Source organism: Halorubrum sp. PV6, assembly GCF_003990725.2.
Lineage (GTDB): Archaea > Halobacteriota > Halobacteria > Halobacteriales > Haloferacaceae > Halorubrum.
On sequence record NZ_CP030064.1, the window covers coordinates 322,804 to 348,772 of the forward strand.

The window sequence follows — 25,969 nt, forward strand, 5'->3', positions numbered from 1 at the left end:
CCGGACAAACCGGTTTCGGCGCGCGTGCGCCGGCGGGCGGCACCGCGACGTTATATAAGTATGCCGACACCGAGAACCGCGAAAACCGCAAGCGTGCGGCGGTTTCGTGTGGACGCAAGCGACACAATGCATATATACGGCGAGCGGCTTATCTGCGGGTATGACCCGGACTGCGCTGATCGAGAACATCACCGCGATGTTGGAGGACGCGGGGTTCCTCGTCAGCGACCGGTGTGCGATCCGGCCCAAGAGCTTCGACGTGGCGGCGCGCCGCGGCGAGGACCTCGTGCTGCTGAAAATCCTCGGCAACGTCGACGCGCTCGACGCGGAGACCGGCGCGGAGATGCGCCGACTCGGGGAGTACCTGCAGGCGACGCCGATGGTCATCGGCGTTCGCACCCGCGACGAAGACCTCAAACCCGGCGTCGTCTACTTCCGTCACGGCGTCCCGGTGATAAACCCCGACACCGGCTACGACCTGTTCGTCGAGGGGATGCCGCCGCTCATCTACGCCGCGCCCGGCGGCCTCTACGTCAGCCTCGACGGCGACCTGCTGGCCGACGAGCGAGAGGACCGCGGCTGGTCGCTCGGGCGCCTCGCGACCGAGTTGGGCGTCTCGCGGCGCACCGTCTCGAAGTACGAGGACGGGATGAACGCCTCCATCGAAGTGGCGATCCAGCTCGAAGAGCTGTTCAACGAGCCGTTCTCCAGCCCGGTCGACGTGCTCGGCGGTGCGAGCGACGTGCGCGACGCCGACCCGACGCCGAAGGCGCCGGAGACCGACCCGGACGACGAGCACGTCCTCCACGTGTTGACGAACGCCGGCTTCACCGTCCACCCGACGGCCCGCGCGCCTTTTAAAGCCGTCTCCGAAGACGAGGGGAGCGCGGTGACGCGGGTGCTCACTGGCCACTCGACGTTCACGCCGGCGGCGGAGAAGCGCGCGCGCATCATGTCCTCAATCGGGGAGGTGGCCGGCACTCGCTCGGTCTACTTCACCGAGGAGGACGCGAAACGCGAGTCGGTCGACGGGACCGCACTCGTCTCCTGTGAGGAGCTCGCCGGTATCTCCGATCCGGCGGAGATTCGCGAACTCATTCGCGACCGCGCGGAAGAGCCGTCCGAAGCCTGAGCGAGGACGGATCGCGCTCTCTTCACCTACTTACCTACTCACCTACTCGGGAGCCGCCCGGCCGGCTACCGGCCGAGGAGCCGACTGAAGAAGCCGCCGTCGTCGTCGTCTTCGTCGCGCTCGTCGTCGTCGGCTTTGTCGCCCTCCGCGTCGTCATCCGAGAGGACGGTGTTCATGGTTCCGGTGTCGTCGTCACGGAACGGCACGCTGCCGGCGAGTTCGTCGTCGATGTCCGACTGCTCCGGCGTGCGGCCGGTCGCCGAGTCCGTCTCGGTGTCGTCGGACTCCTCGGACTCGGCCGCCGCAGACTCCGTTTCGTCGTCGAACGCGTCCGGTTCGAGGTCCGATTCGATCATCGCTTCGAGGTCGTCGCCGTCGACGTGCCCCTCTCCGACCGTCTCTGTCTCGCCGTCCACGGCGTCGACCGCCGGGGATTCCGCGTCGCTCGCGTCGTCGACCCCCGCGTCGGTCCCCTCCTCGGGGTCGACCGCTTCGGCCTCGGGGTCGCTCGTCGACTCCTCGTCGGTCTCGACGGGCGACTCCGCGGCGACGATGATGTCCTCCTCGTCGCCCGGTTCGCCGAGGCCAGCCCGTTCGGCTTCGGCGACGATGATGTCCTCGCCGTCCTCGGCGTCGTCGTCGTCGGCGTCGTCGGGCTCATCGCCTGCGTCGTCGGTGTCCTCGGGCTCGTCCGGTTCGGCGGCGTCAGCGCCCTCATCCGTCTCACGCTCGTCTGGGTCGTCGGTCGACGCAGCCGCTTCGTCGGCCGACGCAACCCCCTCGTCGCTCGATTCGCTCTCGGTCGGCGTCTCGTCTTCCCCTTCCGTGTCGACGGAATCGAGGCCCGGACCGGGTATCGTCGCGCCGGTGAGCGTCCGCGTCAGGTCGCGGTAGGCGCGGGTCGCGGCGGAGTCGGGGGCGAGAAGCGGCAGGGGGTCGCTCGACTCGGACGCGCGCAACACCGCGACATCTTCCGGAATCCGTCCGACGACCGGGGCGTCGAGCCACTGCTCGACCGCGTCGATCGGAGCGTCGCTCGCGGCGGTCGCGGGGTCGAGACGGGTGATCGCCGCGCCCGCGACGCTGCCGCCGAGCCGTTCGGTCAGCTGTCGGGTCTTCTCGGTGTCGCCGAGGGCGCTCCGCTCGGGCGTGGAGACGAGGAGCGTCTCGTCCGCGAGGCCGAGCGGGAGCGTGGAGTCGTGTGAGAGCCCCGCGCCCGCGTCGATGAACACGAAGTCGGCGTCCTCGAAGGCGTCGACGACCTCGCGGAGTCCGGACGGGTCGGCCGCCGCGTACGCGTCGAGCGCCACGGCGCCGGGGACGACGCGGAGCCCCACGGGCCCCTCGTGGACCGCCTCGCGAGGCGACGCCTCGCCCGCCAGCAAGTCGTGGAGGGTGACTCCCTCGACGCTCACGCCCAAGGCCTCCGCGAGGTTCGCCATGCCGAGGTCGGCGTCGATTGCGACGACGTCCGCGCCGGAATCGGCCAGTATCGTCGCGATTGCCGCGGTCGTGGTGGTCTTTCCGACCCCACCTTTCGCTGACGCGACCGCATACACCGTTACCATACGGTGACGGACCGGCGACTGCTACTTAAATGTAGGCGGCAATCGACCGATCGAGGCGGCGTTTCGGCGCGAGCGACTGCTCGATCCGGGCGAATCACCCGCGCACTTTCGCAAACACCTTATACATCGCTTGTAGAGTTTCAGGCGATTAGTAGTATGGCGAGACCAGAGGTGCTCGACCGGATCAAGGAGGCTGAACGGGAGGCGGACGAGATCATCGCGGAGGCGGAATCGGACGCCGACGAGCGCCTCGCAGAGGCTCGACGGCGCGCGGACGAGATCCGCGCCGAGGCCGAGGAGGAGGCGGAGTCCGAGGCCGAGACGCGACTCGAGACGGCCCGCGACGAAATCGAGGACCGCCGCGAGGAGATCCTCGAATCGGGTCGCTCCGACCGCGACGAGCTCGAACGCGAGGCCCGCGACCGCGTGGACACGGCCGTCGACTACGCCGTCGAACGGTTCGAAGAAGCGGTGAACCAACAGGCCGAGGAGGCGGTGGATGCTCAGGCCTGAGCGGATGAGCAAGGTGTCGGTGACGGGCTCGAAGCGCGTCATCGACGACGTGATCGAAGCAACGTACGAACACCACTCCCTGCACGTCACCGACTACGACGAGCGCTACGAGGGGTTCGAGCCCGGCGAGTCGCTCGACGGCGCGGAGACGGTCAACGAGAAGCTCGTCACCGTCCGCTCGCTGGAGAGCATCCTCGGCGTCGAGGGCGGCGAGGCCGACGCGGCCCGCCACCTCGACGACGAGGCGCTCGAAGCGGAACTCGCGGACGTGCGCGAACGGGTCAACGACCTCAACGACCGGCGCGACGACCTGAAAAGCGACATCCGCGACCGCGAAGAGGAGATCGACCGGATGGAGCCGTTCGCGGATCTGGGCATCGAACTCGACCTGCTCGGCGGCTACGACTCGCTCGAAGTCGTCGTCGGGGAGGCGAAGCCGGACGCCGTCGAGGCGACGCTCGCGGACGCCGACGGCATCGACTCGTTCGAGGTGTTCGCCGGCAGCGACGTCGTCGCCATCTTCGCGCGACCCGCAGACGGCGCCGACGACGGGGTCTTACAGGACTCGCTCGTCGGCGTCGACATCGCGCTGCTGGAGGTCCCGTCGGCGACGGCCAGCCCGAGCGAGTACGTCGCGGAACTGGAACGCGAACGCGACGCGCTCCAGAACGACCTCGACGACGTGACCGCCGAGCTCGACGCGGTCAAAGAGGAGGCGGCCGGCTTCCTCCTGCGCGCCGAGGAACAGCTCACTATCGAGGCCGAAAAGAAGCAGGCGCCCCTCTCGTTTGCGACCACAGAGAACGCCTTCATCGCCGAAGGCTGGGTTCCGACGTCGACGTTCGGCGACCTCAAGACGGCCATCACCGAGGCGGTCGGTGACCACGCCGAGGTCGAAGAGCTCGAGCGCGCGTCGTTCACGCCCGACGGCGACCACCACACCGAGGCGGTCGCGGACGGCGGAGCGGGCCCCAAGGCCGCCACCGACGGCGGCCACGCGGCACAGGGCGACGACGACCCGCCGGTCGTCCAGGACAACGCGGGCGCGGCGGGCCCGTTCGAACTGCTCGTACAGGGGTTCGGCCGACCGAAGTACTCGGAGTTCGACCCGACGCTTCTGGTCTTCCTCACGTTCCCGCTCATGTTCGGCTTCATGATCGGCGACGTGGGGTACGGCGTGCTGTACGCCGCCATCGGCGTGTTCCTGTACAGCCGATACGAGGGGACGTTCCGCGAACTTGGCGCCGTCGCGATGTGGGCGGGCGGCTTCACGATCCTCTTTGGGATATACTTCGGGATCGACGTGTTCGGCTACCACGCCTACCAGCTGCTGCCCGGTGACATCCACTGGCCCGTCGACGGGAAGGGGCTGTCCCCGGCCGACATCGACTGGGCGCTGTCGTTCCTCGTCGTGAGCGTGCTGTTCGGGCTCGCACACCTGAACGTGGGACACGTCCTCTCGTTCGTGAGCAACTACCAGCAGCACGACCTGAAACACGCGCTGTACGAGGGCGGCTCGTGGCTGCTGATCCTCAACGGCGCGTGGATCTGGATCTTCAGCCAGCACGTCCCCGGTCCGAAGCCGGACTTCCTGTTTGAGTCGTTCTCGATTCTGACCTTCGGAGCGGTGTCGTTCGGCGGCTTCCCGGTCGCGGTCGGGTACGCCGCCATCGTAGCGATCCTCTTGGGCATCGTCCTGCTCGCCATCGGTGAGCCGCCGGAGCTCGCCGAGGTGCTCTCGCCGGTCGTCAACGTCATCTCGTACGCTCGGATCATGGCCGTGCTGCTCGCGAAGGGCGGGATGGCGCTCGCCGTGAACCTGCTCGCGTTCGGCGCCTACATCGACGAGGGCGGCGAAGGGAGCTTCCACTTCATCTTCACGAACAACTACCTCGTCAACGAGGTGCAAGCGGAGGCCAGCAAGGAGCTGGTGTTCGCCGGCATGACGACCGCCTTCACCCCGGAAGCCGGTGCGGTCGGCATCCTCGCGCTCGTCGCGGGTATCGTCGTCGCGGTCGTCGGGCACATCGTCGTCCTGCTGCTCGGCGTCACGTCCGCCGGCATTCAGGCGGTGCGTCTCGAGTACGTGGAGTTCTTCGGGAACTTCTACGAGGGCGGCGGCGACAGCTACCTGCCGTTCGGCTACGACCGCCAGTACACCACGAACGACGACTGACGCCGTCCGGGCTTCGTCCGGCTCGGCAGTCCTGTCGGTTCGCCGACCGTTCGACTCCGTCGCCCGACGTTTCGAGGCGGAGACCGTTTCGCCAGTTGTTACTTTTTCGCTCGCTTTTCCCGCGCTATTCGGTCGTTTTGGGAAGCTTTATGACCACTGTGGAGGCAACTAGCAACTGTTCGGAGACGAGCAACCGCAACTACTACCAATGCTTGAAGCTACCAACGAACTCGGGAATGCCGTACTGTCCACTGGTGGAACGCTGACTGATCCTAGCGCCGCAGCAGCCCTCGCCGTCGGGCTCGCGGCACTCGGCGCGGGCTACGCCGAGCGTGGCATCGGTTCGGCCGCCGTCGGTGCGATGGCCGAAGACGACGACCTCTTCGTCAACGGGCTCATCCTGACGGTGCTTCCCGAGACGATTGTCATCCTCGCACTCGTCGTCGTCTTCATCGTCTGAGCGGCACTTCCTTTCACACCAATGAGTTTGGACACTGTCGTTGAGGACGTTCGAGACGAAGCCCGCGCGCGTGCAGAGGAGATCCGCGAGGCCGCCGAGTCCGAGGCCGACGAGATCGTCGCCGACGCGGAGGCCGACGCCGAGCGCATCCGTGAGGAGCGGCTCGCCGAGGTCGACCGTCAGATCGACCAAGAGCGCGAGCAGACGCTCTCTTCGGCCAAGCTCGAGGCCAAACAAGAGCGACTCGGCGCCCGCCGTGACGTCTTAGAAGACGTCCACGACGACGTTGAGGCCGCCATCGAGGGGCTCGACGGCGACGACCGCCGCGAGCTCACCGAAACGCTACTCGACGCGACCCTCGCGGAGTTCGACGACGATGACGTCGCCATCTACACCCGCGCCGAAGATGTCGAACTCGTCGAGGAGCTCGTCGCGGACCGTGACGCCACGGTCGACGGCGAAGTCGAGTGCCTCGGCGGGATCGTCGCGGAGAGCGACACCTCTCGCGTTCGCGTGAACAACACGTTCGACTCGATCCTGGACTCCGTCTGGGACGACGAGTTGAAGAACATCTCGGAGCGACTGTTCGACCAATGAGCGCCGCCGGGAGCTCGAACCCAGAGTACGTGGTCGCGCGGGTTCGTGCCCGCCGTGGCAGCCTGTACGGCGACGAAGAGTACCGGAAGCTGACGCGGATGGGCCCCGCCGAGATCGCCCGGTTCATGGAGGAGTCGAGCTACGGCGCGGACATCAACGCGCTCGGCAGTCGCCACGACGGCGTGGATCTGATCGAGTACGCGCTGAACCGCAACCTCGCCGACCAGTTCGACGACATCCTCGACTGGAGCGACGGGTCGCTGTACGGCCTCATCGCCCGGTACCTCCGGAAGTTCGACGCTTGGAACGTGAAGACGGTCATCCGCGGCGCTTACACGAACGCGGATCAGGCGGCCATCGAGGTCGACCTCATCCGCGCCGGCGAGTTCGACGACCGCCGGATTCGGCGCCTGCTCGAGGCCGACTCGATCGACGCTATCGTCGAGGTGCTCGAAGACACCATCTACGGCGATCCGCTCGAAGCGGCGTACGCCGAGTACGAGGAGACGAACGTGTTGGTGCCACTCGAGAACGCCGTCGACCGCGCGTTCTACGAACGGCTCCTGTCGGGACTCGGCGGCAACGAGCCGACCCGCCAGTACGAGGCGTTCCTGAAAGCGGAGGTCGACTTCCGAAACGCCGCGAACGCCCTCCGGCTCGCCCGGTCGGGCGCGGACATCGACCCGGCGGAGTACTTCATCGAGGGCGGCGACCTGTTCACTCGCGGGACGCTCGCGCGGCTCGCGCGCAACCTCGACGACCTCGTGGAGTACATCGGAGACAGCCAGTACGCCGACGAACTCGGTCCCGCGCTGCGCGAACTCGAGGAGGCGGACAGCCTCATCGCGTTCGAGCACGCGACCGACGCCGCCCTGCTGGCGTACGGCGACCAGCTCGGAACGATCCACCCGGTGTCGATCACGCCGATCATCTCGTACATCCTCGCCAAGGAGCGCGAGGTCGAGAACATCCGCGCGATCGCCCGCGGGAAGGAGGCCGGGCTGCCGGTCGACCAGATCGAATCGGAGCTGGTGATAACATGAGCCAGGAGATCGCCGTCGTCGGGAGCCCCGACTTTACGACTGGGTTCCGGCTCGCCGGCGTGCGGAAGTTCGAGGACGTACCGGACGACGAGAAAGACGAGCGGCTCGACGACGCCGTCGAACGAACCCTCGACGACGAGGAGACGGGCATCATCGTGATGCACACCGACGACCTCGACCACCTCTCGCGGGGGACCCGCGAGGCGGTGGAGGGGAGCATCGAGCCCGTGCTCGTGACGCTCGGCGGGTCCGGCGCCGGCAGCGGCGGGCTGCGCGACCAGATCAAACGAGCCATCGGGATCGACTTGATGGAGGAGGACGACTAATATGAGTAAAGCAGAATCCACGGAGACCACCACGGAACACGGTGTAATCCAAAGCGTGAGCGGTCCGGTCGTGAGCGCCCGCGACCTCGACGCCCGCATGAACGACGTCGTCTACGTTGGCGACGAAGGCCTCATGGGGGAAGTGATCGAGATCGAAGGCGACATCACGACGGTTCAGGTGTACGAGGAGACCTCCGGGGTCAGCCCCGGCGAACCCGTCGAGAACACGGGCGAGCCGCTGTCGGTGGACCTTGGTCCGGGAATGCTGGACGCCATCTACGATGGTGTCCAGCGTCCCCTGGACGTACTGGAGGGCAAGATGGGCAGTCCGTACCTCGATCGCGGGGTCGACGCGCCCGGCATCGACCTCGACAAGGAGTGGGAGTTCGAACCCACCGTCGAGGTCGGCGACGAGGTCGGCCGCGGTGACGTGGTCGGCGTCGTCGAGGAGACGGTCACCATCGACCACAAGGTGATGGTGCCGCCGGACGCGCTCGACGAGGGCGAGACCACCGAGGTCACCGCCATCGAGTCTGGCTCGTTCGACGTCACCGAGACGGTGGCCGAGCTCGCGAACGGCACGGACGTCTCGATGCACCAGGAGTGGCCCGTCCGCGAGGCGCGCCCCTCCGCGAACAAGAAGACGCCCCGGACGCCGCTCGTGTCCGGCCAGCGTATCCTCGACGGCCTGTTCCCCATCGCGAAGGGCGGGACGGCCGCGATTCCGGGGCCGTTCGGCTCCGGGAAGACGGTCACCCAGCACCAGCTCGCGAAGTACGCCGACGCGGACATCATCGTCTACGTCGGCTGCGGCGAGCGCGGCAACGAGATGACCGAGGTCATCGAGGACTTCCCCGAGCTTGAGGACCCGGCCAACGGCAACCCGCTGATGGCCCGCACCTCGCTCATCGCGAACACCTCGAACATGCCCGTCGCGGCGCGTGAGTCCTGTATCTACACGGGCATCACGATCGCCGAGTACTACCGCGACATGGGGTACGACGTGGCGCTGATGGCCGACTCCACCTCGCGGTGGGCGGAGGCCATGCGCGAGATTTCCTCCCGACTGGAGGAGATGCCCGGTGAGGAGGGGTACCCCGCGTACCTCGCCGCCCGGCTCGCGCAGTTCTACGAGCGCGCCGGCTACTTCGAGAACGTCAACGGGACGGAGGGCTCCGTCTCGGCTATCGGCGCGGTGTCGCCGCCCGGCGGCGACTTCTCGGAGCCGGTCACGCAGAACACGCTGCGCATCGTGAAGACGTTCTGGGCGCTCGACGCGGACCTGGCGGAACGACGCCACTTCCCGTCGATCAACTGGAACGAGTCGTACTCGCTGTACAAAGACCAGCTCGACCCGTGGTTCGAGAACGAGGTCGCCGACGACTGGGCCGAGAAGCGCCAGTGGGCGGTCGACGTGCTCGACGAGGAGACCGAGCTACAGGAGATCGTTCAGCTCGTCGGGAAGGACGCCCTTCCGGACGACCAGCAGCTCACGCTGGAGGTCGCCCGCTACCTGCGGGAGGCGTACCTCCAGCAGAACGCGTTCCACCCGGTGGACACGTTCTGTCCCCCGGAGAAGACGTACCTCATGCTGACGACGATCGAGACGTTCAACGATGAGGCGTTCGACGCCCTCGAAGCCGGCGTCCCCGTCGAAGAGATCGTCGATACCGAGGCCGCCCCCGGCATCAACCGGATCGGCGTCCAAGAGGACTACGAGGAGTACGTCGAGGAGCTCAAAGCGGAGATCACCGAGGAACTCCGGAGCATGTACTAACATGAAAGAGTATCAGACAATCACCGAGATCAGCGGCCCCCTCGTGTACGCCGAGGTCGACGAGGCGATCGGTTACGACGAGATCGTCGAGATCGAGACGGCACAGGGCGAGACGCTGCGCGGACAGGTGCTCGAATCCTCGGAAGGCGTCGTCGCCATCCAGGTGTTCGAGGGCACCTCCGGTATCGACCAGAACGCGTCCGTTCGCTTCTTAGGCGAGACGATGAAGATGCCCGTCACCGAGGACCTGCTCGGACGGGTTCTCGACGGCTCCGGCCGCCCGATCGACGACGGCCCCGAGATCGTTCCCGAGGAGCGTCAGGACATCGTCGGCGCGGCGATCAACCCGTACTCCCGCGAGTACCCCGAGGAGTTCATCGAGACGGGCGTCTCCGCCATCGACGGGATGAACACCCTAGTGCGCGGACAGAAACTCCCGATCTTCTCCAGTTCCGGCCAGCCGCACAGCGAACTGGCGATGCAGATCGCCCGACAGGCGAGCGTGCCGGAAGAAGAAGAGGGCGACGACGACGAGGAGGGCTCGGAGTTCGCCGTCATCTTCGGCGCGATGGGGATCACCCAGGAGGAGGCCAACGAGTTCATGGAGGACTTCGAGCGCACCGGTGCGCTGGAACGCTCCGTCGTCTTCATGAACCTCGCGGACGACCCCGCCGTCGAGCGGACGGTCACCCCGCGGATGGTGCTCACCACCGCCGAGTACCTCGCCTTCGAGAAGGATTACCACGTCCTCGTCATCCTGACGGACATGACCAACTACTGCGAGGCGCTCCGTGAGATCGGGGCGGCCCGCGAGGAGGTCCCCGGTCGACGTGGCTACCCCGGATACATGTACACCGACCTGGCGCAGCTGTACGAGCGCGCCGGGCGGATCCAGGGCCGTGAGGGCTCGGTAACCCAGATCCCGATCCTCACGATGCCGGGCGACGACGACACCCACCCGATTCCTGACCTGACCGGCTACATCACGGAAGGGCAGATCTACGTCGACCCCGACCTCAACAGTCAGGGCCTGCAGCCGCCGATCAACGTGCTCCCCAGCCTGTCGCGGCTGATGGACGACGGGATCGGCGAAGGGCTCACCCGCGAGGACCACGCCGACGTGAAAGACCAGATGTTCGCGGCGTACGCGGAGGGCGAGGACCTGCGCGACCTCGTGAACATCGTCGGTCGCGAGGCGCTCTCGGAGCTCGACAACAAGTACCTCGACTTCGCCGACGACTTCGAGTCGGAGTTCGTCGACCAGGGCTTCGACCAGAATCGGACCATCGAGGAGACGCTGGAGATCGGCTGGGACCTGCTCTCGATGCTCCCGAAGGACGCCCTCAACCGGATCGACGAGGAGTTCATCGAGGAGTACTACCGCGAGGACGACTCCGAGCGCGAAGTCGTCGAAGCCGCCGACTAACCTCACCGCTCCGGATCACTTCTTTCGCAGTTTCACCCCCCGGCCAGCCTGCCGAGCGATCCCGACGGAGTGACGGTACGCCCCGTCACCGAGGACCCCTCTCTTTCGAGTCTGACGACGGTCGTCCGGCGTGGCGCGGTCGAGCGGGCACGTCACGACTGAAAAGAATTATCCGCTTTGGTGCGGAACGTTTCCCCAATAAGATGGCCAAGGACGTCAAACCGACGCGGAAGAACCTGATGGCGATCGAAGACCGCATCGATCTCTCCGAGCGCGGTCACGACACCCTCGAACAGAAGCGTGACGGCCTCATCATGGAGTTCATGGACATCCTCGATCAGGCGCAGGACGTCCGGTCCGACGTGTCCGAGACCTACGACACGGCCCAGCGCAAGATCGACATGGCCCGAGCGATGGAGGGCGACGTCGCCGTCCGCGGCGCGGCCGCAGCGCTGAAAGAACACCCGGAGATCACCACGCAGTCGAAGAACATTATGGGCGTGGTCGTTCCCCAGATCGAGTCGTCGAAGGTACGAAAGAGCATCGACGAGCGCGGCTACGGGCTGCTCGGCTCCTCCGCCCGGATCGACGAGGCGGCCGACGCCTACGAGGACCTGCTGGAGAAGATCATCCTCGCGGCCGAGGTCGAGACGGCCATGAAGAAGATGCTCACCGAGATCGAAACGACGAAGCGACGCGTGAACGCGCTGGAGTTCACGCTCCTCCCGCGGCTCTACGAGAACCAGGAGTACATCGAGCAGAAGCTCGAAGAGCAGGAGCGCGAAGAGATCTTCCGCCTGAAAAAGATCAAGGCGAAGAAGGAAGCCGAAGAGAAGGCCGAAGAGGAAGCGGCCGCCGAGTCCGAGGCCGCGGCGGTCGAAGACCCCGAACCCGCCGACTGACGCCGTACACTCTGAGACTCTCGTCTGCTTGCCGACCGTCGGTTGCGTTTCTCTCGCGGCGTCTCCGTAGTCTGTTTCTGTTTTCGTTCCGCTGAGATGTGCATGCGTCTCGTCGTGTATATAAACGTGCGCACGTCTCGTCGTGTAGACGACTCCCATCGCACCCCACGACTACCGGCCGTTGCTCGCCGGCCACCGTCGAGCGTCGGAGCGCCGAACGGCCTCGACGGCCCGAGCAGCCGGCGGCCGGCGGGCAGCCGTCCGAACCGACGCGAGACGCTCATCGCGGGCCGTGCAGTCGCGCGCCGCGAGCGACCGTACCGGAGTCGTCCATTCGGGTGGCTTCCGACACGTTAGCGGGTTGTCCCGACGCGCGGCCGACTCGGCGACTGCGTCACGCGCCCGGCCGGAGTTCTTCTCGGTCGCCAGATCGGCGCGAAACTCACCCATAAGTTATCTGTGGTCGCGGGGAGGTTATCGAGATATAGAATTGTGTAGAATATACAAAACTGTTTTACCTATGAACGCGGTACCGTGTAGTGAGCAGAAATGTACGAAACGCAAACGACTGTCCGCAACAATCGGGAGGCACAGTGATGGCGGGACTCGAAATACCCACGTGGGACCCACAGACGGCGATGCTCATCGGGAGCATCCTGCTTGAGGCGGTCCTGCTGTACGTCGGCTACGCGGGGCTCGAACGCGTCGTCGGTCCTCGTCTGATGAAGCTGCTCGTTGGAGGGGCACGCGATGCTCAGTAGCCTCACCGGCGTCCTCGACAGTTCGCCGGAGATGCTGGCGCTTTTCATCGGCTTCGGGCTGGTCGTCGGCCTGCTCTTCGGCTTCTTCGGGATGGGCGGCTCCTTCCTCGTGACGCCCGCGCTGTTGATGTTGGGGTACCCGGCGTCCGTCGCGGTCGGGAGCGGGATGGCGTTCGTCTTCGGAACGGCGGTGATCGCGACGCTGAAACACCACGACCTCGGACAGGTCGACTACAAACTCGGGGCGATCATGATCGCGGGGACGACCGTCGGCATCGAGGTCGGCCGGGCCAGCGTGTTTTACCTGGAGGAGCTCGGCCTCGCCGGCGGGATCATCAGCGTGGTCTACGTGTTCTTACTCGGCGGTATCGGGCTCATGATCACCCGCGAAGCCCTCTCGGGCGACGGCGACGGCGGCGGGATCGACCACGAGGCGGCCGCCGACGAGGACTTAAGCGACTACGAGATTCCCGACATCGCAAAGCGGATCCAACAGACCGTTCGGATCCCGCCGATGGTCACGCTCCGCGGCGACGTGCGCGTCTCGGTGTGGGTGATCACGGCCGTCGCCTTCTCGACGGGCGTGCTTTCCGGGTTCTTAGGCGTCGGTGGCGGGTTCATCAGAATGCCGGCGATGATCTACGCGATCGGCGTTCCCACCCCGGTCGCCGTCGGGACCGACCTCTTCGAGATCGTCTTCTCGGGCGGGATCGGTAGCTACCTCTACGGACAGAGCGGCGGCGTCGACCTCGGCATCGTCGCTCCGCTGTTGTTCGGCAGCGCGCTCGGCGCCCGGATCGGCTCCGCGGCGACCGCCGTCGTCGACGCCGACGACATCAAGGTGTACTTCGGCGGGATGCTCCTCGCCGGATCCGTCGCGGTCGGCATCGGCGAAATCGGGTCGTACCTCGGCAACGAGACGCTGGAGCTGGTCGGACTCGTCTTGGTGATCGGCTCCGCGGTCGTCGTGGCTGCAGCGATCGTCTTCACCACGCTGCGGTCGCTCCGGGCGACCCGCAGTCGCGCGTCCCCGGCGGCAGAGTAGCCCGCCGGTAGCGGGTTCCGCGGCGTCTCTCTCGTCGCGGTCGGCACTACATTCATGCCCGCCACAAGCGACGTGTCGGGTATGTCCTGTCCTCAGTGTGACGCCGCCGTCGTCGCGTTCGCGGTCCCGGTCGCGATTCGCGACCACGCTCCCGCGGCCGAGGCGGCGATCTGCACCCGCTGTCTGCGAACCTTCGCGGCCGCCAGCGCCGACGCGGTCGCAGCGACCGAGGCCGAGCCGGCTCTCTCCGACGTCGACCCCGCGTTTCCGACGGGCGAGGGGGGCGTCGCCTTGGCGCTCGTCTGCGGGCACCTCGAATCGCTCGCGCTCAACCGCGCGTCGATCGAGGCGCTCGTCGAACACGCGGAGCGCTCCGGCGCGGACGCGTTCGCCTTCTTCGACCGGCTCGACGCCCCCGACGCCGCGTTCGACCTCGAACGGCGGCGATCCGCGTTGCTCGACATGGTGTAGCCGTCGCGTGGCTCAGTCGTCGATGTCGATCCCGTCCGGATCGTTCCACTCGTCTTCCTCGGTTTCCTCCTCGCTCTCCGCCTCCGTCCCGGCCGGACCGAGTCCCTTCTCGCCCCGGCGTCGCTCGTGGACGGCGAGGCCGGCCGTCCGCGCGTCGCTCCCCTGTGCGTACGGGTCTTCAGACGGGTCGTAGTCGCGCTCGCCGCGCTCGAACACGTACGCGAAGAAGCCGAAGAGCGGGACGAAAAACGAGATGAGCGCCCACTTGCGGGGGTCCATGTCGTGGTTCGGTGCGTCGACGTACGCGTAGGCCGCGAAGCCGGCGAGCCAGAGGAGCGGGACGCCGACGAGGATGACGGCGACGAACGGTTGCATACGACCGCTTCGGGCTCGGCGAATTTAACACACGGGGCGCTCGACCGTCGAAGGACACTATTCGGTGGAGCCCGTACGCTACGTATGCAGGTATTCTGGCACCGGCGCGACCCGCGAACGCGGGACAACGCCGGACTCGCGGCGGCGGCGCGGGCGGGAACCGTCCTCCCCGTCTTCGTCTACGACGTCGACCTCTTCGGCACGATGGGAGCGCGCCAGCGGGCGTTCCTCCTCCGGCACGTGAAGCGGCTGGAGGCGCGCTACCGCGACCTCGGCAGCGACCTCGTCGTCCGCGCGGGCGCCCCCGACGAGGTCCTCGTCGACGTCGCAGACGAGCACGACGCCGAGACCGTCTTTTACAACGAGTACTACCGGCCGGCCCGGCGCAACCGCCAGCGCGCGGTCGAGGACGCCCTCGCGGGCGCCGGCGTGGCGACGGACTCGCGGACCGACGCCGTCTTGGTCGATCCGGGCCGGCTGGAGGCGCGCTACGAGAACCACAGCCGGTTCCACGACGACTGGGAGGCGGTCCCCAAAGCCGGCCCGTATCCGGAGCCCGAGCCGTCGTCGCTCGCTGACGTGCGCGACGGGAAGACGGTCCCCGAGCCGGACGCCGACATCGACCTCCCGGACGCGGGCTACGAGGCCGCCCGCGAGCGGTTCGACGACTTCCTCGACTACGGGATCACCTCGTACAACGACACGCGAGACGACCTCCGGCGCGCCGCCGAGGCGCCCACGCACGCGGTCTCGCGCCTGTCCCCGTACCTCGCGACCGGCGCGATCGGGATCCGCGAGGTGTGGGCGGGCGCGGGCGACGTTTACGAGGCCGTCACCGGCGGCGAGCGCCGCAACGTCGACAAGTACCGCTACGAGCTGTCGTGGCGCGAGCAGATGTACCACCTGCTGTACTACACCCCCGACCTGGGGGTGTCGAACTACAAGTCGTTCCCGAACGCGATCGCGTGGCGCGACGCCGACGCCGACTTCGAGGCGTGGACGCGCGGCGAGACGGGCTACCCCCTCGTCGACGCCGGGATGCGGCAGCTGAACGCGGAGGGGTACATCCACAACCGCCCGCGGCAGGTGGTCGCGAGCTTCCTCGCGAAACACCTCCTGATCGACTGGCGGCGGGGCGCGCGCTACTTCACGAAACAGCTGATCGACCACGACTACGCCTCGAACCACGGCGCGTGGCAGTGGACCGCCTCGACCGGCACCGACTCGGTCGACGTCCGCATCTTCGACCCGGTGAGCCAGATGAGCAAGTACGACGAGGGCGCCCACTTCGTGAAGGCGTACGTCCCCGAACTCCGGGACGTACCCGCCGGGAAAATCGTCGACTGGCCGACGCTCTCGCACGGCGAGCGCGAGGACCTCGCGCCCGACTACCCGCACCCGATCGTCGACCGGAACGAGGGGTACGATCGCGCGCAGCGCGTCTTCGAGGAGGCGCTCGGGAAGCGGTGAGCGGCGGTTACTTATAAACAACTGCGGTGGCGCACGCCTGTGAGCGACCGCCCCCGACCGCGATCAAGGGCCGCTCCGGGCCGACGATCTTATGCCGTCTCCGACGCGACCGAGAGGCGTGCATCGGTTCGTTCGGGGCCTCCTCTCCCTCTTACTCGGACTGTTCGTCGGGAGCTCCGTCGCGTTCGTCGGAAGCCCTGACCCGACCGGCGTTTTCACGCTCGTCGCCGGCCTCGCTCTGAGCGCCGCGTCGACGGCGGGGATCTACGTCGGTATTGGCCGTTTATAAGTGAGCAGGCGAGGCGCCGGAGCGCTTCCGTCCCCGCTCCCGTCCGATCCGACGATTTAAAACGATCTCAGCGGATACGACCCGCTAATGAGTCTCGTCGTTACCGACACCCTGGCGGACGAGCGCGTCGAGTTCACGGCCGACGGCGACGTCACGCTGTACGTCTGCGGGCTGACGGTGTCGGACGACCCCCACCTCGGACACGCGCGGCTGTGGTTCCACGCCGACGTGCTCCACCGCTGGCTGACCCACCTCGGGTACGACGTGCGCCACGTCGAGAACGTCACCGACGTCAACGAGAAGATCACGGCCCGCGTCGGCGAGCGCGACGCCTGGGCCGCCGAGCGCGACGTGGCCGAGACGTTCACGGCCACGACCTTCGACGCGATGCGCGGACTGAACCTTTTGCGCGCCGAGGTGTACCCCCGCGTCACCGAACACCTCCCGGAGATCCGCGACCTCGTCGAGACGCTGGTCGAGAAGGGGTACGCCTACGAGTCGAACGGCTCCGTCTACTTCGACGTCACGACCTTCGAGGCGTACGGGAAGCTGTCGAACCAAGACGTCGACGAACTGGAGGCGCAGGGCGAACCGGACGAGCGGTCGGAGAAGCGCAACCCCTCGGACTTCGCGCTGTGGAAGGCCGACGGCGTCAGCGAGACCGCCGCCCGCGAACACGCGAAACACGACCACGGCGACTCGGCCCCCGAGGGCGAGACGTGGGAATCGCCGTGGGGCGAGGGGCGGCCGGGGTGGCACGTCGAGTGCTCGGCGATGTCGACGACGCACCTCGGCGACACCCTCGACATCCACATGGGCGGTCGCGACCTCGTCTTCCCGCATCACGAAAACGAGATCGCCCAGTCCGAAGCCGCGACCGGCGAGACGTTCGCCCGCCACTGGCTCCACGTCGGCCTCCTCGCGATGGACGGCGAGAAGATGTCCTCGTCGATCGGCAACTTCTGGACCGTCCCCGACGCCTTAGACGAACTCGGCGTCAACGTCGTCAGGACCTTCTACGCCGGGGCCGCCTACCGCTCCGAGCAGGCGCTCACCGAGGAGACGATTGCCGAGGCCGAGGAGCGCTGGGACCGGCTCTCGCGAACCTACGACCGCGCGGTCGACGCGCTCGACTCCACGGCGGCCCGCGCGAAGTCCGCGGACGACGACCTCCGCGACGCCGTCGAGGCGACCCGCGAGGCGTTCGCCGCGGCGATGAACGACGATTTAAACCTCCGCGAGGCGACCGCCGCCCTGCTGGACCTCACCGACGCCGTGAACCGACACCTCGACGCGGTCGAGGACGCGGCCGCCCGGTACGACTACCGCGGGCTTCGCGCGGCCGTCGAGGCGTTCGACGAACTCGGCGGCGACGTGCTCGGCCTCCAGTTCGAAACCGAGACCGACGGCGACGTGGATCTTGCGGGCGAACTCGTCGAACTCGTCTTGGACGTCCGCGAGGCCGAACGCGAGGCGGGGAACTACGAGCGCGCCGACGACCTGCGCGACGCGCTCCGCGAGGTCGGCGTCGAGATCGAAGACGGCTCCGACGGGGCGACCTACCGGTTCGAGTAGCGCCGCGTCGGGGCGTCCTCCGGCTCCACCACGACCGCGCGCAGGTCGTTCACGTTCGTCCCGGTCGCCCCGGTCCGCAGGAGCGCCCCCGCCTCGTCGAAGCACGGGTACACGTCGTGGCGGTCGAGGGCGTCGCGGGCGCGTTCGGGGTCGAGCGTCGTCGCGTCCGCGACGGCCCCGGCGGTGTCGGTCGGCCCGTCGCGCCCGTCGGTGTCGACGCTCGCGACGACGACCCGAGACGCCGACGCCTCTGGTTTCGTCTCGCCGTCACGCGCTTCGCTCTCGTCTCCGAGCGGCCCCGTCGCGAGCGCCAGCGCCGCGCCGGCGGCGAACTCCGCGTTCGGCCCGCCGGTCCCCGGATCGGGCGCGTCTTCGAGGGTCACGGTCGTCTCGCCCCCCGAGAGCAGCACGGCCGGCGGCTCGACCGGCGACCCGCGAGCGACGCACTCCTCGGCGATCGCGGCGTGTGCCGTCCCCGCCTCGCGCGCCTCGCCCCGAACGCTCGCCGAAAGCACCAGCGGCTCGTACCCCCGCGCCGCCGCCGCGTTCGCGGCCGCGTCGAGCGCGCTCCGCCCGTTGCCGACGACGAACGTCGCGCTCCGGTCGAACGCCGGGTCGCCCTCGGTCGGCGTCTCCGGGGCCCGCCCGTCGCGCCCTGCCTGCAGGTGGTCACGCACCGCGGCGGGGGCGTCGAGGGCGTAGCGGTCGAGCACCGCCAGCGCGTCGGCGTACGTGGAGGGATCGGGGACGGTCGGGCCGCTCCCGATCGTCTCCAGCGGGTCGCCGATCACGTCGCTCACCGCGAGCGTGACGGTCGTCGCGGGCGCTACCGCCCGTGCCACCTGGCCGCCCTTTACCGCCGAGCAGTGTTTCCGGACCGCGTTGATCGCCTCGATCGACGCCCCCGACGCGAGCAGCCCGGAGGTGAGCGCCCGGAGGTCGTCGACCGCGAGGGGGTCCGCCGGCGCCGCTAGCAGGGCACTCGCCCCGCCGGTGACGACCGCGAGAACGAGGTCGGACTCGGTGACGCGCTCGGCGGCGGCTAAGACCCGCCGGGTGCTCTCGACGCCCCGCTCGCTCGGCAACGGATGGTCGCCCGGACACACGTCGATCGCGGTCGGTGACGAAGCGTCGGGGGGCCGCTCGCCCGCTTCGTCGGTCGCGCCGTCGGTGACGACGACGCCCTCGTCGACGCCCCGGCCCGCTCGGTCGAGAACGCCTTCGAGGGCGCCGGCGGCGCCCGCGGCCGCCTTGCCGGCGCCGAGGAGCACGATCCGGTCGTAGGGGGCGAGCTCGTACGTGCCGACCGCGCCGTCGACGCCCTCGATCCGGAGCCTACCGTCGTCGACCGAGACGGCCGTTCGGATCAGTCGCTCGGGAAGCGCCGCCTCGATGCCTGCGTTAAGACAGTCGAGCGCCGTCTCGTGGGCCGGCGTCCGGGAGAGTCGCTCGCGGTCGCGGAACGTCACGCCGTGGTCGGCGGTCATACCGGCGGATGTCGGCGCAGCGGCATATATCCGACGCGAGCGGTCGGCTTCGCCCGCGGACGCGGCCGGCGGCGCGGAGACGCGGGCGGCTACTCGCCGCTGCTCGCCTCCCGGTGGGCGCTCGCCGCGAGCGCGGCGACTCGCAGCGGCTCCGGGCGCCGAAACCCCTCTCGGACCAGCCCGCGGACCGCCTCGGCCGCCTCTCCGGTGTCGATGCCCGCGGCGCGGACGAACAGCGGCGCTCGGGAGGCGGGCACGCGCGACTCGCTCGTCTCGGAACCGTCCTCATCAGAGTCCGCCGACGCCCTGTCCACCCGAACGCGCGGCGGCACATCCCGGTAGATATCGAGCCGGTCGGCGAGGGCCTCCCCGTCGAACGCCTCGCGGAGCGCCGGTTCGAGCCCCGGACTCGACTCGTAACTCACGGCGTACGCCGGGCGGTCGACCGCCTCGTGTAGCCGGCGGAGATCGAGGAGGTTGAACCACGCCGGGGCGATCCCCGCGACGGCGACGTGGCGGACGTCCGCGCGGCCGAGTCGGTCGAAGAGCGCGATCACCGCGTCGGTCGCGTCGGTCCCCCCGACCGTGCAGGTCTCGAACCCGAGGCCGTCGAGCGTGCCGTCGGCTCTGAGTACAGCCCCGGCTACGTGGCTGGTTCGATCCCCGTCGGAGAACGCGATACCGAGCGTCCGACTCGGCGCAGTCACCCGGTCAGGTCTCCTCGGACTTGATGTCTTGGAGCCGGTCGAGGAGCTCGTCGTTCGACGCGCCGGGCTCGTAGTCCACGGAGCCGTCGTGTACCTCTTCTGCGGCTCGGACTCCGTCCTCGTCGTCGAAATCCGCATCCAGGTCCTGATTCTCCTGTTCGGATTCGTCGTAGCTTCCGAAGCCCATATGTGAGTACAACTAACACGCCGCGAGTGATAAATCCCCGGTCGGTGCGGGTCGGACCCGACTCGGACTGCAGCCTTTTACCAGTCGCGCGCCCGTCGTACTCGTATGGAGCCGATCACCGTCACCGCGGACGCAGACGTGTTCACCTGTAACGCGTACCTCGTCTTGGGCGAGTCGCCGACCCTCGTGGACGCCGGCACGATGCCGGGCGTCGACGAGGTCATCGCGGACGCGCTCGATGAGGCCGGCGTCGACGGCCTCGACCGCGTCGTCGTCACCCACCAGCACCGCGACCACGTCGGCGAACTCGACGCGGTCCTCGACCGCTTCGACGCGCCGCTCTACGCCAACGCCGACCACCCGCGACGCGACGCGGCCCTCGGCGACGGCGACGAGGTCCGCGTCGGCGACGAGACCTGCACGGTCGTCGAGACGCCCGGCCACGCCGACGATCACATCGCGCTCGTCGGCGAAGAGCGGCTCTACTCCGGCGACGTGGTCGTCTACAACGACGGCGCCTTCGACGACGGCTCGTTCGGCCGCACCGACATGGCCGGGCAGTCCCGCGAGACGCTGATCGAGAGCCTCCACGCGATTCTCGACGCGCTCCCGGACACCGTCGACTCGATGTATCCGGGCCACGGCGACGCCTACCGCGAGCGCGACGGCCCCGACACGGTCCGGGCGGTCATCGAGCGCGCGACCGAGCGCGCCGAACGCCGCGAGCCGAAGTACCCGGACGAGTAGGAGGGGACCCGCGGCGACGACGACGGGTTCGTTACTCGCTTACCTCCGCCGCCGCGTGCGAGGCTCGTTTTGAGACGGTGCCAGCGCGTAGCGGTCGCTCAACGCGGTTGGGGGAAAAGAATCGAAGTGGTCGGCGACCGATCTACGCGGCGCGGCGTTCCTTCGCTTTGGGCCGGAGCTTCGTGTAGCCGCACTTGCGGCAGCGGTCCGCGTCCGGGGAGTTACGGGCGTTACAGCGCATGCAGATGTGTCGGTCGAGGTTGCGGCGTTCCGCGGCGTCGAAACTGGCCATACCGTTACTGTCGGGCCGACGCTGTAAAAGGTTGCGAGACGCGGCGCGGCCGAGGCCGGTGTCCTCGGGCGTCCCGAGTGTCGGTATGTAGGTGTGCCGCGTGTCCGATTTTTACGCGCCCGCTTCGGAGAGCGCGGCCTCGATGTCCTCTCGCTGGGTGACGCCGACGAACCGGTCGACGACGCCGTCGTCGTTCTCGACCACGAGGGTCGGCAGCGACCGAACCTGATACTGGTTGGCCACGTCCTGTTCCTCGTCGACGTTCACCTTCTGCAGCTCGAAGGCGTCGCCGAGGTCCTCCTGGATCTCCTCCAGGATCGGATCCTGTGTCTTACACGGGCCGCACCAGTCAGCGTGAAAATCCAGCAGTCGAACAGTCATTATCCGACGCAACGTACCGCCGGGCCGCGCATAAGGGTTTCCCACTCGTGCACGGTTCGTCAGCAGGCGCGTCGCCGTCGGCGCCGCCGCCGACCGCGAGCGCCCCGACAGCGCCGCCTCGCGGCCCCGAGCGTCGAGCGCCGAACGAAACGTTTAGCATACCGCGAGACGCACGTCGGGGTATGAGCAGTGGTTCCAACTCCGGCGGACTGATGTCCAGCGCGGGGCTCGTCCGCTACTTCGACACGGAGGACCGGGACGCGATCACGATCAATCCGAAGACGGTACTCGCGTTCTGCGTCCTGTTCGGCGTCTTCGTGCAGATCCTCGCGTTGACCGTCGCGTAACGTCGGCTCTCCCCGCACCGACGCACTCGTTTTCCGTCCCGTAGCGCGCCCTTTTTGCCTGTCCCGGACCGACGGAGAGCCATGCAAGCAGGCGTCATCGCCGTCCAGGGGGACGTTGCCGAACACGCGGCCGCCGTCGAGCGAGCCGCGGCCGCGCACGACGAGCCGGCCGAGGTCGTCGAGGTTCGGGACTCCGGAATCGTCCCCGACTGCGACGTGCTTCTCATGCCGGGCGGGGAGTCGACGACCATCTCCCGGCTGATCCGCCGCGAGGGAATCGACGCGGAGATCCGCGATCACGTCGCGAGCGGGAAGCCCGTCTTGGCCACCTGTGCGGGGCTCATCGTCTGCTCGCGGGACGCGAAAGACGACCGCGTCGACCCGCTCGGCCTCGTCGACGTCTCCGTCGACCGCAACGCCTTCGGCCGACAGAAGGACTCCTTCGAGGCGCAGATTCCGGTCGACGGGCTCGACGACCCGTTCCACGCCGTGTTCATCCGCGCGCCGCTCATCGACGCGGTCGGCGACGGCGTCGAGACGCTCGCGACTGTCGACGGCCGTCCGGTCGCGGTTCGCGACGGCCCCGTCGTCGCGACCGCCTTCCACCCGGAGCTCACCGACGACTCCCGGATCCACGACCTCGCCTTCTTCCCCGAACGCGAGGTGGTCGCGTGAGCGACCCGGACGCAGGCGGTGAGGCGGTCGACGAGGCCGTCCTCGACGAGCTGTTCGCGACCATCGAATCGCGGAAGGCGGACCTGCCGGACGGGTCGTACACCGCCTCGCTTTTCACCCACGAGAAGGGGGAAAACGCCGTCTTAGAGAAGATCGGCGAGGAGTCGACCGAGGCCATCCTCGCGGCGAAAGACGACGACCGCGAGGAGCTCACGGCCGAGAGCGCCGACCTGGTCTACCACCTGCTGGTGTTGCTCGCGATGAAGGACATCGACCTCGACGACCTGCGCGACGAGCTGCGAACCCGGTTTTAACTACCGCTCGCGTTCGAGTTCGCGCTCGATGTCGTCGGCCGGTTCGGCCTCCAACTCCGCTTCGATCCGGCGTTCGAACTCCGCTTCGCTGATCTGCCCTTCGACGTACTGGCGGCGGAGCCGGTCTTGGCGACTCTCCGCGGCGTCGCCCGGCGACTCCGACACCGACCCCGGTCCCGACCGCGACCCGCCGAGCGACTCCCTCGCGCGCTCGTCCCCCTCGCCGCCGAAGATCCACGATCCGGCTTTATAAGCGACGTAGACGATCCCGACGAGGACGGCGAGCGAGACGATCCCGGAGACGATCGCCCACGCGAGACTCACGAGCGCCGACACGACCGAGACGACGATGCTGACGCCGATCAGGATCGCGACCGCGACGGCGCCGTAGTAGAGCGCCTTCTTGAGAGCCATCGACCGGATATGACGCGTCGGGGCGCAAATACCTTCTCCCGGTGGCGTCGGCGGCGCGCTCGCCGAGCCCACGCCGGCTCGACGACGCCTCGACCGGCGCTGAGACCCTCGCACCGTCAGAAGACTTATTCGGCGCTGCGGTCGTGTGCTACTGCAATGCATTCGGCTCCACGGGTTTCGACAGCGAGCCCCCGAACGGACGGACCGGAGGCCCGTCAGTGACCGATCCCGTCGATGCCGTCGCGGAGCGTGCCGGCTCCGGCGTCGACCGCCGAACGATTCTCGGCGCGCTCGCGGGGGCCGGGAGCGCCGCGCTCGCCGGGTGCGGTTCCGATTCGGGGCCCGGTTCCGACCCGGATACCGACTCCGCTTCGGATACCGACTCCGACTCCGACTCGACGCCGGACGACGCCGAGACGCGCGCCCTCGACGCGGAGCGGCTCGACGAACTCGCGGCTCGGTTCGCGCCCACCCTGTACTTCGACGCCGCGGAGCCGTGGTTCCCGACCGACCCGCGCCCGTACGCGACGGAAGAAGACGGCGAGACGGTCGTCGACGGGTTCGCCGCGTTCGACGGCTACCACGAGCGGTACGACGCGGCCGGCGAGCCGCCGGACCCGACCGTCTTCTACAACGGCGTCCGATACGCGAACTCGCCGCTCGCGGTCGTCCAGTTCTGGTTGTACTCGGCGTTCGACCAGTTCACGACCAACTTCCACTGGCACGACTGGGAGGTCCTCCACGTGTTCGTCGACCTCGACACCGGCGACCCGCAGCTGTACGTCGCCAGCTCGCACTCCCGGAGCGTGCCGAACAACGAGTTCCTCGACCCCGACCCGGAGACGGTTCCGCGGATCCTCACCGAACTCGGCTCGCACTCCAGCACCCTCTCCGTCAACGAGGTCCCCGACCGCTTCCGCCGGGTCGGCCAGGACGAGCTACTCGCGGACATCACGAACACGACGATAGACACCGTCGAGGACCTGTTGGGCATCCCCATCGCGTACGGGCTCCCCCGCGACGAGGGGATGCGACTGCCGTTCGTCGTGCCCGAGTACGAGGGAGCGCCGATCTACGACCACCCGGACCTCCCGTCGGTCTCGGCCGACTCCCTGATCGACGACGCGCTCGCCATCCGGTCGCTCGACGCCCTCGCGTCGCCTCCGACCGACCTTCCCCTCCGGGAGACCGGCGTCGCCTTCCACCACGCCGAGCGCGACGACCCGGTCGCAGCCGAGACGGCCGACTCCGTGATCGCCTACGATCTCGTCGAGAGCGCGGCGCTCGAACACATCTCCGCGTTCACCGGCCCGCAGCTCAGCTTCGAGTTCGCGGTCCCCGAGGCGGTCGAAAACGCCGTCGCCGGCCACATCACGACCACCGGCGTCCCGTGGGACCAGCCCCGCTACGAGAACCCCGCCCTCGACGTGAGCGCGGGCAACCACCGCTCGGAGCTCGCCGACCGATACGGTGCTATCGCCGAGCGGGAGTCGTTCGCTGACGCGGCGGCAGATCGATTCGACGGCGTCGTCGCCCGCGTCACCCGCGCGGTCGAGACCGACGAGGCGCCGGACGGCGAGGGGCTGACCACGACCGACGCCGTCACCGAGTCGGTCGTGTTGATCGAAAGCGACCCCGAGGCGATTCCCACGTTCGGCGGCGGTGTCGCCGTCGCGAACGGGGTCCCGCCGGGCGATCACCGCCTTACCGTCAACGGCGCGGGACAGGCCCCCCACAGCGAGACGCTCACCGTCGCCGCGGACGAGCCTGTGACGGCCGCCGGCGTCGAGGCAGAAATCCCCCTCGTCGCCCGCGAGAACGCGCAGAAAGTGGAGATATCTGACGCCGAAACCGACACCGACGTGACCCGGACCGCCATCGAGGATGACTTCGCCGGCCGGATCTACGAGTCGGCGGTCGAGGGGAGCGACGCTGTGTACGTCCACGCCGGCGGCGCCTACACGACCGAAGTGCGCGACGCTGACGACGAAATCGGCGCGTACCGGGTCAACCCGAAGCCGCCGGGTGCGGGGGGAGACGACGGGAACGACGGCGACGACGGCGACGCCGAGCCCGCCCCAATTCGGATCGAGCGCCCGGAGACCGGGGCGGCCTCTCTCGCCGACTACGTCGCCGACGTGGCCGAGGAGACGCGGGCCGCGGTCGCGGCCGCGGCGCAGGAGGGCGGCGGTGCGAACGGAAACGGCGGCTCTGGGGGCCCCTCGAACGCGGTCAACGGTCTCGAACGCGCCCTCGCCGCCGCCGTCGACGCCGCGGAACGGGCGGCTGAACGGGCCCGCGAGGGCGACGGCGCGGGCACCGAGCGCCAACTGGCGAACGTGTTGGACCGAATCGCCCGCATCGAAGAGCGCATCGCGGCGGCCCGCGAGGGGCTCCCGCCCGGTCTCGCGAACGCCGCCGGGAAACGAGTCGAACAGGCGACGCGGCGCGTCGAGCAGGCGCAAAACGCCAAGAAACTGTAGGCCGGTCGCTGCGCTCCTTTTAAACCGGC

At 68.4% G+C, this 25,969-nt stretch carries 28 protein-coding genes; 20 read left to right on the top strand and 8 right to left on the bottom strand.

Annotation, left to right across the window (positions count from 1 at the left end; all coding sequences use genetic code 11):
* The first annotated feature begins 160 nt into the window (after nt 1-160).
* Nucleotides 161-1,132, top strand: a complete 972-nt coding sequence (locus tag DOS48_RS15270; RefSeq protein ID WP_127116577.1) for a transcriptional regulator — start codon at nt 161-163, stop codon at nt 1,130-1,132.
* 65 nt (nt 1,133-1,197) lie between these two features.
* Here DOS48_RS15270 and DOS48_RS15275 read toward each other — a convergent pair whose 3' ends face one another.
* Complete coding sequence (locus DOS48_RS15275) at nt 1,198-2,700, bottom strand: P-loop NTPase (RefSeq protein WP_127116578.1); 1,503 nt, start codon at nt 2,698-2,700, stop codon at nt 1,198-1,200.
* A 156-nt stretch (nt 2,701-2,856) separates the two neighbouring features.
* Here DOS48_RS15275 and ahaH point away from each other — a divergent pair, with 156 nt between their 5' ends.
* From ahaH to DOS48_RS15335, 12 genes are all read left to right on the top strand, one after another.
* Nucleotides 2,857-3,213, top strand: a complete 357-nt coding sequence (gene ahaH / locus DOS48_RS15280; RefSeq protein ID WP_127116579.1) for an ATP synthase archaeal subunit H — start codon at nt 2,857-2,859, stop codon at nt 3,211-3,213.
* Nucleotides 3,200-5,389, top strand: coding sequence for a V-type ATP synthase subunit I (locus DOS48_RS15285; protein ID WP_127116580.1), 2,190 nt, complete (start codon nt 3,200-3,202; stop codon nt 5,387-5,389). The genes ahaH and DOS48_RS15285 overlap by 14 nt, the downstream gene beginning before the upstream one ends.
* Before the next feature lie 208 nt (nt 5,390-5,597).
* Complete coding sequence (locus tag DOS48_RS15290; protein WP_127116581.1) at nt 5,598-5,849, top strand: hypothetical protein; 252 nt, start codon at nt 5,598-5,600, stop codon at nt 5,847-5,849.
* Between the two features lie 21 nt (nt 5,850-5,870).
* Nucleotides 5,871-6,446, top strand: coding sequence for a V-type ATP synthase subunit E (locus tag DOS48_RS15295; RefSeq protein ID WP_127116582.1), 576 nt, complete (start codon nt 5,871-5,873; stop codon nt 6,444-6,446).
* On the top strand, nt 6,443-7,489 hold the full coding sequence (locus DOS48_RS15300; protein ID WP_127116583.1) for a V-type ATP synthase subunit C: 1,047 nt from the start codon (nt 6,443-6,445) through the stop codon (nt 7,487-7,489). The genes DOS48_RS15295 and DOS48_RS15300 overlap by 4 nt, the downstream gene beginning before the upstream one ends.
* Nucleotides 7,486-7,815, top strand: a complete 330-nt coding sequence (locus DOS48_RS15305) for a V-type ATP synthase subunit F (RefSeq protein ID WP_127116584.1) — start codon at nt 7,486-7,488, stop codon at nt 7,813-7,815. The genes DOS48_RS15300 and DOS48_RS15305 overlap by 4 nt, the downstream gene beginning before the upstream one ends.
* 1 nt (nt 7,816) lies before the next feature.
* Complete coding sequence (locus tag DOS48_RS15310) at nt 7,817-9,592, top strand: ATP synthase subunit A (protein ID WP_127116585.1); 1,776 nt, start codon at nt 7,817-7,819, stop codon at nt 9,590-9,592.
* 1 nt (nt 9,593) lies between these two features.
* A complete protein-coding gene (locus DOS48_RS15315; protein WP_127116586.1) occupies nt 9,594-11,018 on the top strand; it encodes a V-type ATP synthase subunit B in 1,425 nt (474 codons plus the stop codon).
* 203 nt (nt 11,019-11,221) lie between these two features.
* Complete coding sequence (locus DOS48_RS15320) at nt 11,222-11,920, top strand: V-type ATP synthase subunit D (RefSeq protein ID WP_127116587.1); 699 nt, start codon at nt 11,222-11,224, stop codon at nt 11,918-11,920.
* A 539-nt stretch (nt 11,921-12,459) separates the two neighbouring features.
* A complete protein-coding gene (locus DOS48_RS15325) occupies nt 12,460-12,681 on the top strand; it encodes a hypothetical protein (protein WP_168654225.1) in 222 nt (73 codons plus the stop codon).
* Entirely contained in the window at nt 12,671-13,726 is a 1,056-nt protein-coding gene (locus tag DOS48_RS15330) for a sulfite exporter TauE/SafE family protein (RefSeq protein WP_127116588.1), read from the top strand. Before DOS48_RS15325 ends, DOS48_RS15330 begins: the two co-directional genes overlap by 11 nt.
* A gap of 81 nt (nt 13,727-13,807) precedes the next feature.
* Nucleotides 13,808-14,197 carry a DUF6276 family protein gene (locus DOS48_RS15335; RefSeq protein ID WP_127116589.1) on the top strand — a complete coding sequence of 130 codons (390 nt, stop codon included), beginning with the start codon at nt 13,808-13,810 and terminating at the stop codon, nt 14,195-14,197.
* 12 nt (nt 14,198-14,209) lie between these two features.
* Here DOS48_RS15335 and DOS48_RS15340 read toward each other — a convergent pair whose 3' ends face one another.
* Entirely contained in the window at nt 14,210-14,572 is a 363-nt protein-coding gene (locus DOS48_RS15340; protein ID WP_127116590.1) for a PLD nuclease N-terminal domain-containing protein, read from the bottom strand.
* An 84-nt stretch (nt 14,573-14,656) separates the two neighbouring features.
* On the opposite strand from DOS48_RS15340, the gene DOS48_RS15345 reads away from it, so the two are divergent.
* Both DOS48_RS15345 and cysS read left to right on the top strand, forming a co-directional pair.
* Nucleotides 14,657-16,042: a deoxyribodipyrimidine photo-lyase gene (locus tag DOS48_RS15345; RefSeq protein ID WP_127116591.1), complete on the top strand. Its 1,386-nt coding sequence runs from the start codon at nt 14,657-14,659 to the stop codon at nt 16,040-16,042.
* Between the two features lie 376 nt (nt 16,043-16,418).
* Nucleotides 16,419-17,906 (top strand): cysteine--tRNA ligase, encoded by a 1,488-nt coding sequence (gene cysS, locus DOS48_RS15350; RefSeq protein WP_127116592.1) that lies wholly within the window; start codon nt 16,419-16,421, stop codon nt 17,904-17,906.
* Here cysS and DOS48_RS15355 read toward each other — a convergent pair.
* The 3 genes from DOS48_RS15355 to DOS48_RS15365 all read right to left on the bottom strand — a co-directional run bounded on the left by DOS48_RS15355 (nt 17,891) and on the right by DOS48_RS15365 (nt 20,287).
* A complete protein-coding gene (locus DOS48_RS15355) occupies nt 17,891-19,393 on the bottom strand; it encodes a glycerate kinase (RefSeq protein WP_127116593.1) in 1,503 nt (500 codons plus the stop codon). The two genes, cysS and DOS48_RS15355, sit on opposite strands and share 16 nt — an antisense overlap.
* Before the next feature lie 89 nt (nt 19,394-19,482).
* Nucleotides 19,483-20,100 (bottom strand): DUF99 family protein, encoded by a 618-nt coding sequence (locus DOS48_RS15360; RefSeq protein ID WP_127116594.1) that lies wholly within the window; start codon nt 20,098-20,100, stop codon nt 19,483-19,485.
* 4 nt (nt 20,101-20,104) lie between these two features.
* The gene (locus DOS48_RS15365) at nt 20,105-20,287 is read right to left on the bottom strand and encodes a DUF5786 family protein (RefSeq protein WP_127116595.1); all 183 of its coding nucleotides are present in this window, start codon (nt 20,285-20,287) and stop codon (nt 20,105-20,107) included.
* A 105-nt stretch (nt 20,288-20,392) separates the two neighbouring features.
* On the opposite strand from DOS48_RS15365, the gene DOS48_RS15370 reads away from it, so the two are divergent.
* Complete coding sequence (locus DOS48_RS15370) at nt 20,393-21,034, top strand: MBL fold metallo-hydrolase (protein WP_127116596.1); 642 nt, start codon at nt 20,393-20,395, stop codon at nt 21,032-21,034.
* Nucleotides 21,035-21,176: 142 nt separating this feature from the next.
* Here DOS48_RS15370 and DOS48_RS15375 read toward each other — a convergent pair whose 3' ends face one another.
* Both DOS48_RS15375 and DOS48_RS15380 read right to left on the bottom strand, forming a co-directional pair.
* Complete coding sequence (locus DOS48_RS15375; protein WP_004049145.1) at nt 21,177-21,326, bottom strand: 50S ribosomal protein L40e; 150 nt, start codon at nt 21,324-21,326, stop codon at nt 21,177-21,179.
* 111 nt (nt 21,327-21,437) lie between these two features.
* Complete coding sequence (locus DOS48_RS15380) at nt 21,438-21,707, bottom strand: co-chaperone YbbN (RefSeq protein ID WP_127116597.1); 270 nt, start codon at nt 21,705-21,707, stop codon at nt 21,438-21,440.
* Between the two features lie 182 nt (nt 21,708-21,889).
* On the opposite strand from DOS48_RS15380, the gene DOS48_RS15385 reads away from it, so the two are divergent.
* From DOS48_RS15385 to hisE, 3 genes are all read left to right on the top strand, one after another.
* Complete coding sequence (locus tag DOS48_RS15385; protein WP_127116598.1) at nt 21,890-22,054, top strand: preprotein translocase subunit Sec61beta; 165 nt, start codon at nt 21,890-21,892, stop codon at nt 22,052-22,054.
* A gap of 81 nt (nt 22,055-22,135) precedes the next feature.
* The gene (gene pdxT, locus DOS48_RS15390) at nt 22,136-22,729 is read left to right on the top strand and encodes a pyridoxal 5'-phosphate synthase glutaminase subunit PdxT (RefSeq protein WP_127116599.1); all 594 of its coding nucleotides are present in this window, start codon (nt 22,136-22,138) and stop codon (nt 22,727-22,729) included.
* Nucleotides 22,726-23,043, top strand: a complete 318-nt coding sequence (gene hisE / locus DOS48_RS15395) for a phosphoribosyl-ATP diphosphatase (RefSeq protein ID WP_127116600.1) — start codon at nt 22,726-22,728, stop codon at nt 23,041-23,043. Before pdxT ends, hisE begins: the two co-directional genes overlap by 4 nt.
* Here hisE and DOS48_RS15400 read toward each other — a convergent pair whose 3' ends face one another.
* Nucleotides 23,044-23,457 (bottom strand): hypothetical protein, encoded by a 414-nt coding sequence (locus DOS48_RS15400; RefSeq protein ID WP_127116601.1) that lies wholly within the window; start codon nt 23,455-23,457, stop codon nt 23,044-23,046.
* A gap of 218 nt (nt 23,458-23,675) precedes the next feature.
* Here DOS48_RS15400 and DOS48_RS15405 point away from each other — a divergent pair, with 218 nt between their 5' ends.
* A complete protein-coding gene (locus DOS48_RS15405) occupies nt 23,676-25,940 on the top strand; it encodes a hypothetical protein (RefSeq protein WP_127116602.1) in 2,265 nt (754 codons plus the stop codon).
* The last annotated feature ends 29 nt before the right edge of the window (nt 25,941-25,969 follow it).

Coding starts and splice junctions, on each gene's coding strand:
- DOS48_RS15270 (WP_127116577.1), top strand. CDS start 161: ATGACCCGGACTGCGCTGATCGAGAACATCACCGCGATGTTGGAGGAC.
- DOS48_RS15275 (WP_127116578.1), bottom strand. CDS start 2,700: ATGGTAACGGTGTATGCGGTCGCGTCAGCGAAAGGTGGGGTCGGAAAG.
- ahaH (WP_127116579.1), top strand. CDS start 2,857: ATGGCGAGACCAGAGGTGCTCGACCGGATCAAGGAGGCTGAACGGGAG.
- DOS48_RS15285 (WP_127116580.1), top strand. CDS start 3,200: ATGCTCAGGCCTGAGCGGATGAGCAAGGTGTCGGTGACGGGCTCGAAG.
- DOS48_RS15290 (WP_127116581.1), top strand. CDS start 5,598: ATGCTTGAAGCTACCAACGAACTCGGGAATGCCGTACTGTCCACTGGT.
- DOS48_RS15295 (WP_127116582.1), top strand. CDS start 5,871: ATGAGTTTGGACACTGTCGTTGAGGACGTTCGAGACGAAGCCCGCGCG.
- DOS48_RS15300 (WP_127116583.1), top strand. CDS start 6,443: ATGAGCGCCGCCGGGAGCTCGAACCCAGAGTACGTGGTCGCGCGGGTT.
- DOS48_RS15305 (WP_127116584.1), top strand. CDS start 7,486: ATGAGCCAGGAGATCGCCGTCGTCGGGAGCCCCGACTTTACGACTGGG.
- DOS48_RS15310 (WP_127116585.1), top strand. CDS start 7,817: ATGAGTAAAGCAGAATCCACGGAGACCACCACGGAACACGGTGTAATC.
- DOS48_RS15315 (WP_127116586.1), top strand. CDS start 9,594: ATGAAAGAGTATCAGACAATCACCGAGATCAGCGGCCCCCTCGTGTAC.
- DOS48_RS15320 (WP_127116587.1), top strand. CDS start 11,222: ATGGCCAAGGACGTCAAACCGACGCGGAAGAACCTGATGGCGATCGAA.
- DOS48_RS15330 (WP_127116588.1), top strand. CDS start 12,671: ATGCTCAGTAGCCTCACCGGCGTCCTCGACAGTTCGCCGGAGATGCTG.
- DOS48_RS15335 (WP_127116589.1), top strand. CDS start 13,808: ATGTCCTGTCCTCAGTGTGACGCCGCCGTCGTCGCGTTCGCGGTCCCG.
- DOS48_RS15340 (WP_127116590.1), bottom strand. CDS start 14,572: ATGCAACCGTTCGTCGCCGTCATCCTCGTCGGCGTCCCGCTCCTCTGG.
- DOS48_RS15345 (WP_127116591.1), top strand. CDS start 14,657: ATGCAGGTATTCTGGCACCGGCGCGACCCGCGAACGCGGGACAACGCC.
- cysS (WP_127116592.1), top strand. CDS start 16,419: ATGAGTCTCGTCGTTACCGACACCCTGGCGGACGAGCGCGTCGAGTTC.
- DOS48_RS15355 (WP_127116593.1), bottom strand. CDS start 19,393: ATGACCGCCGACCACGGCGTGACGTTCCGCGACCGCGAGCGACTCTCC.
- DOS48_RS15365 (WP_127116595.1), bottom strand. CDS start 20,287: ATGGGCTTCGGAAGCTACGACGAATCCGAACAGGAGAATCAGGACCTG.
- DOS48_RS15370 (WP_127116596.1), top strand. CDS start 20,393: ATGGAGCCGATCACCGTCACCGCGGACGCAGACGTGTTCACCTGTAAC.
- DOS48_RS15375 (WP_004049145.1), bottom strand. CDS start 21,326: ATGGCCAGTTTCGACGCCGCGGAACGCCGCAACCTCGACCGACACATC.
- DOS48_RS15380 (WP_127116597.1), bottom strand. CDS start 21,707: ATGACTGTTCGACTGCTGGATTTTCACGCTGACTGGTGCGGCCCGTGT.
- DOS48_RS15385 (WP_127116598.1), top strand. CDS start 21,890: ATGAGCAGTGGTTCCAACTCCGGCGGACTGATGTCCAGCGCGGGGCTC.
- pdxT (WP_127116599.1), top strand. CDS start 22,136: ATGCAAGCAGGCGTCATCGCCGTCCAGGGGGACGTTGCCGAACACGCG.
- DOS48_RS15400 (WP_127116601.1), bottom strand. CDS start 23,457: ATGGCTCTCAAGAAGGCGCTCTACTACGGCGCCGTCGCGGTCGCGATC.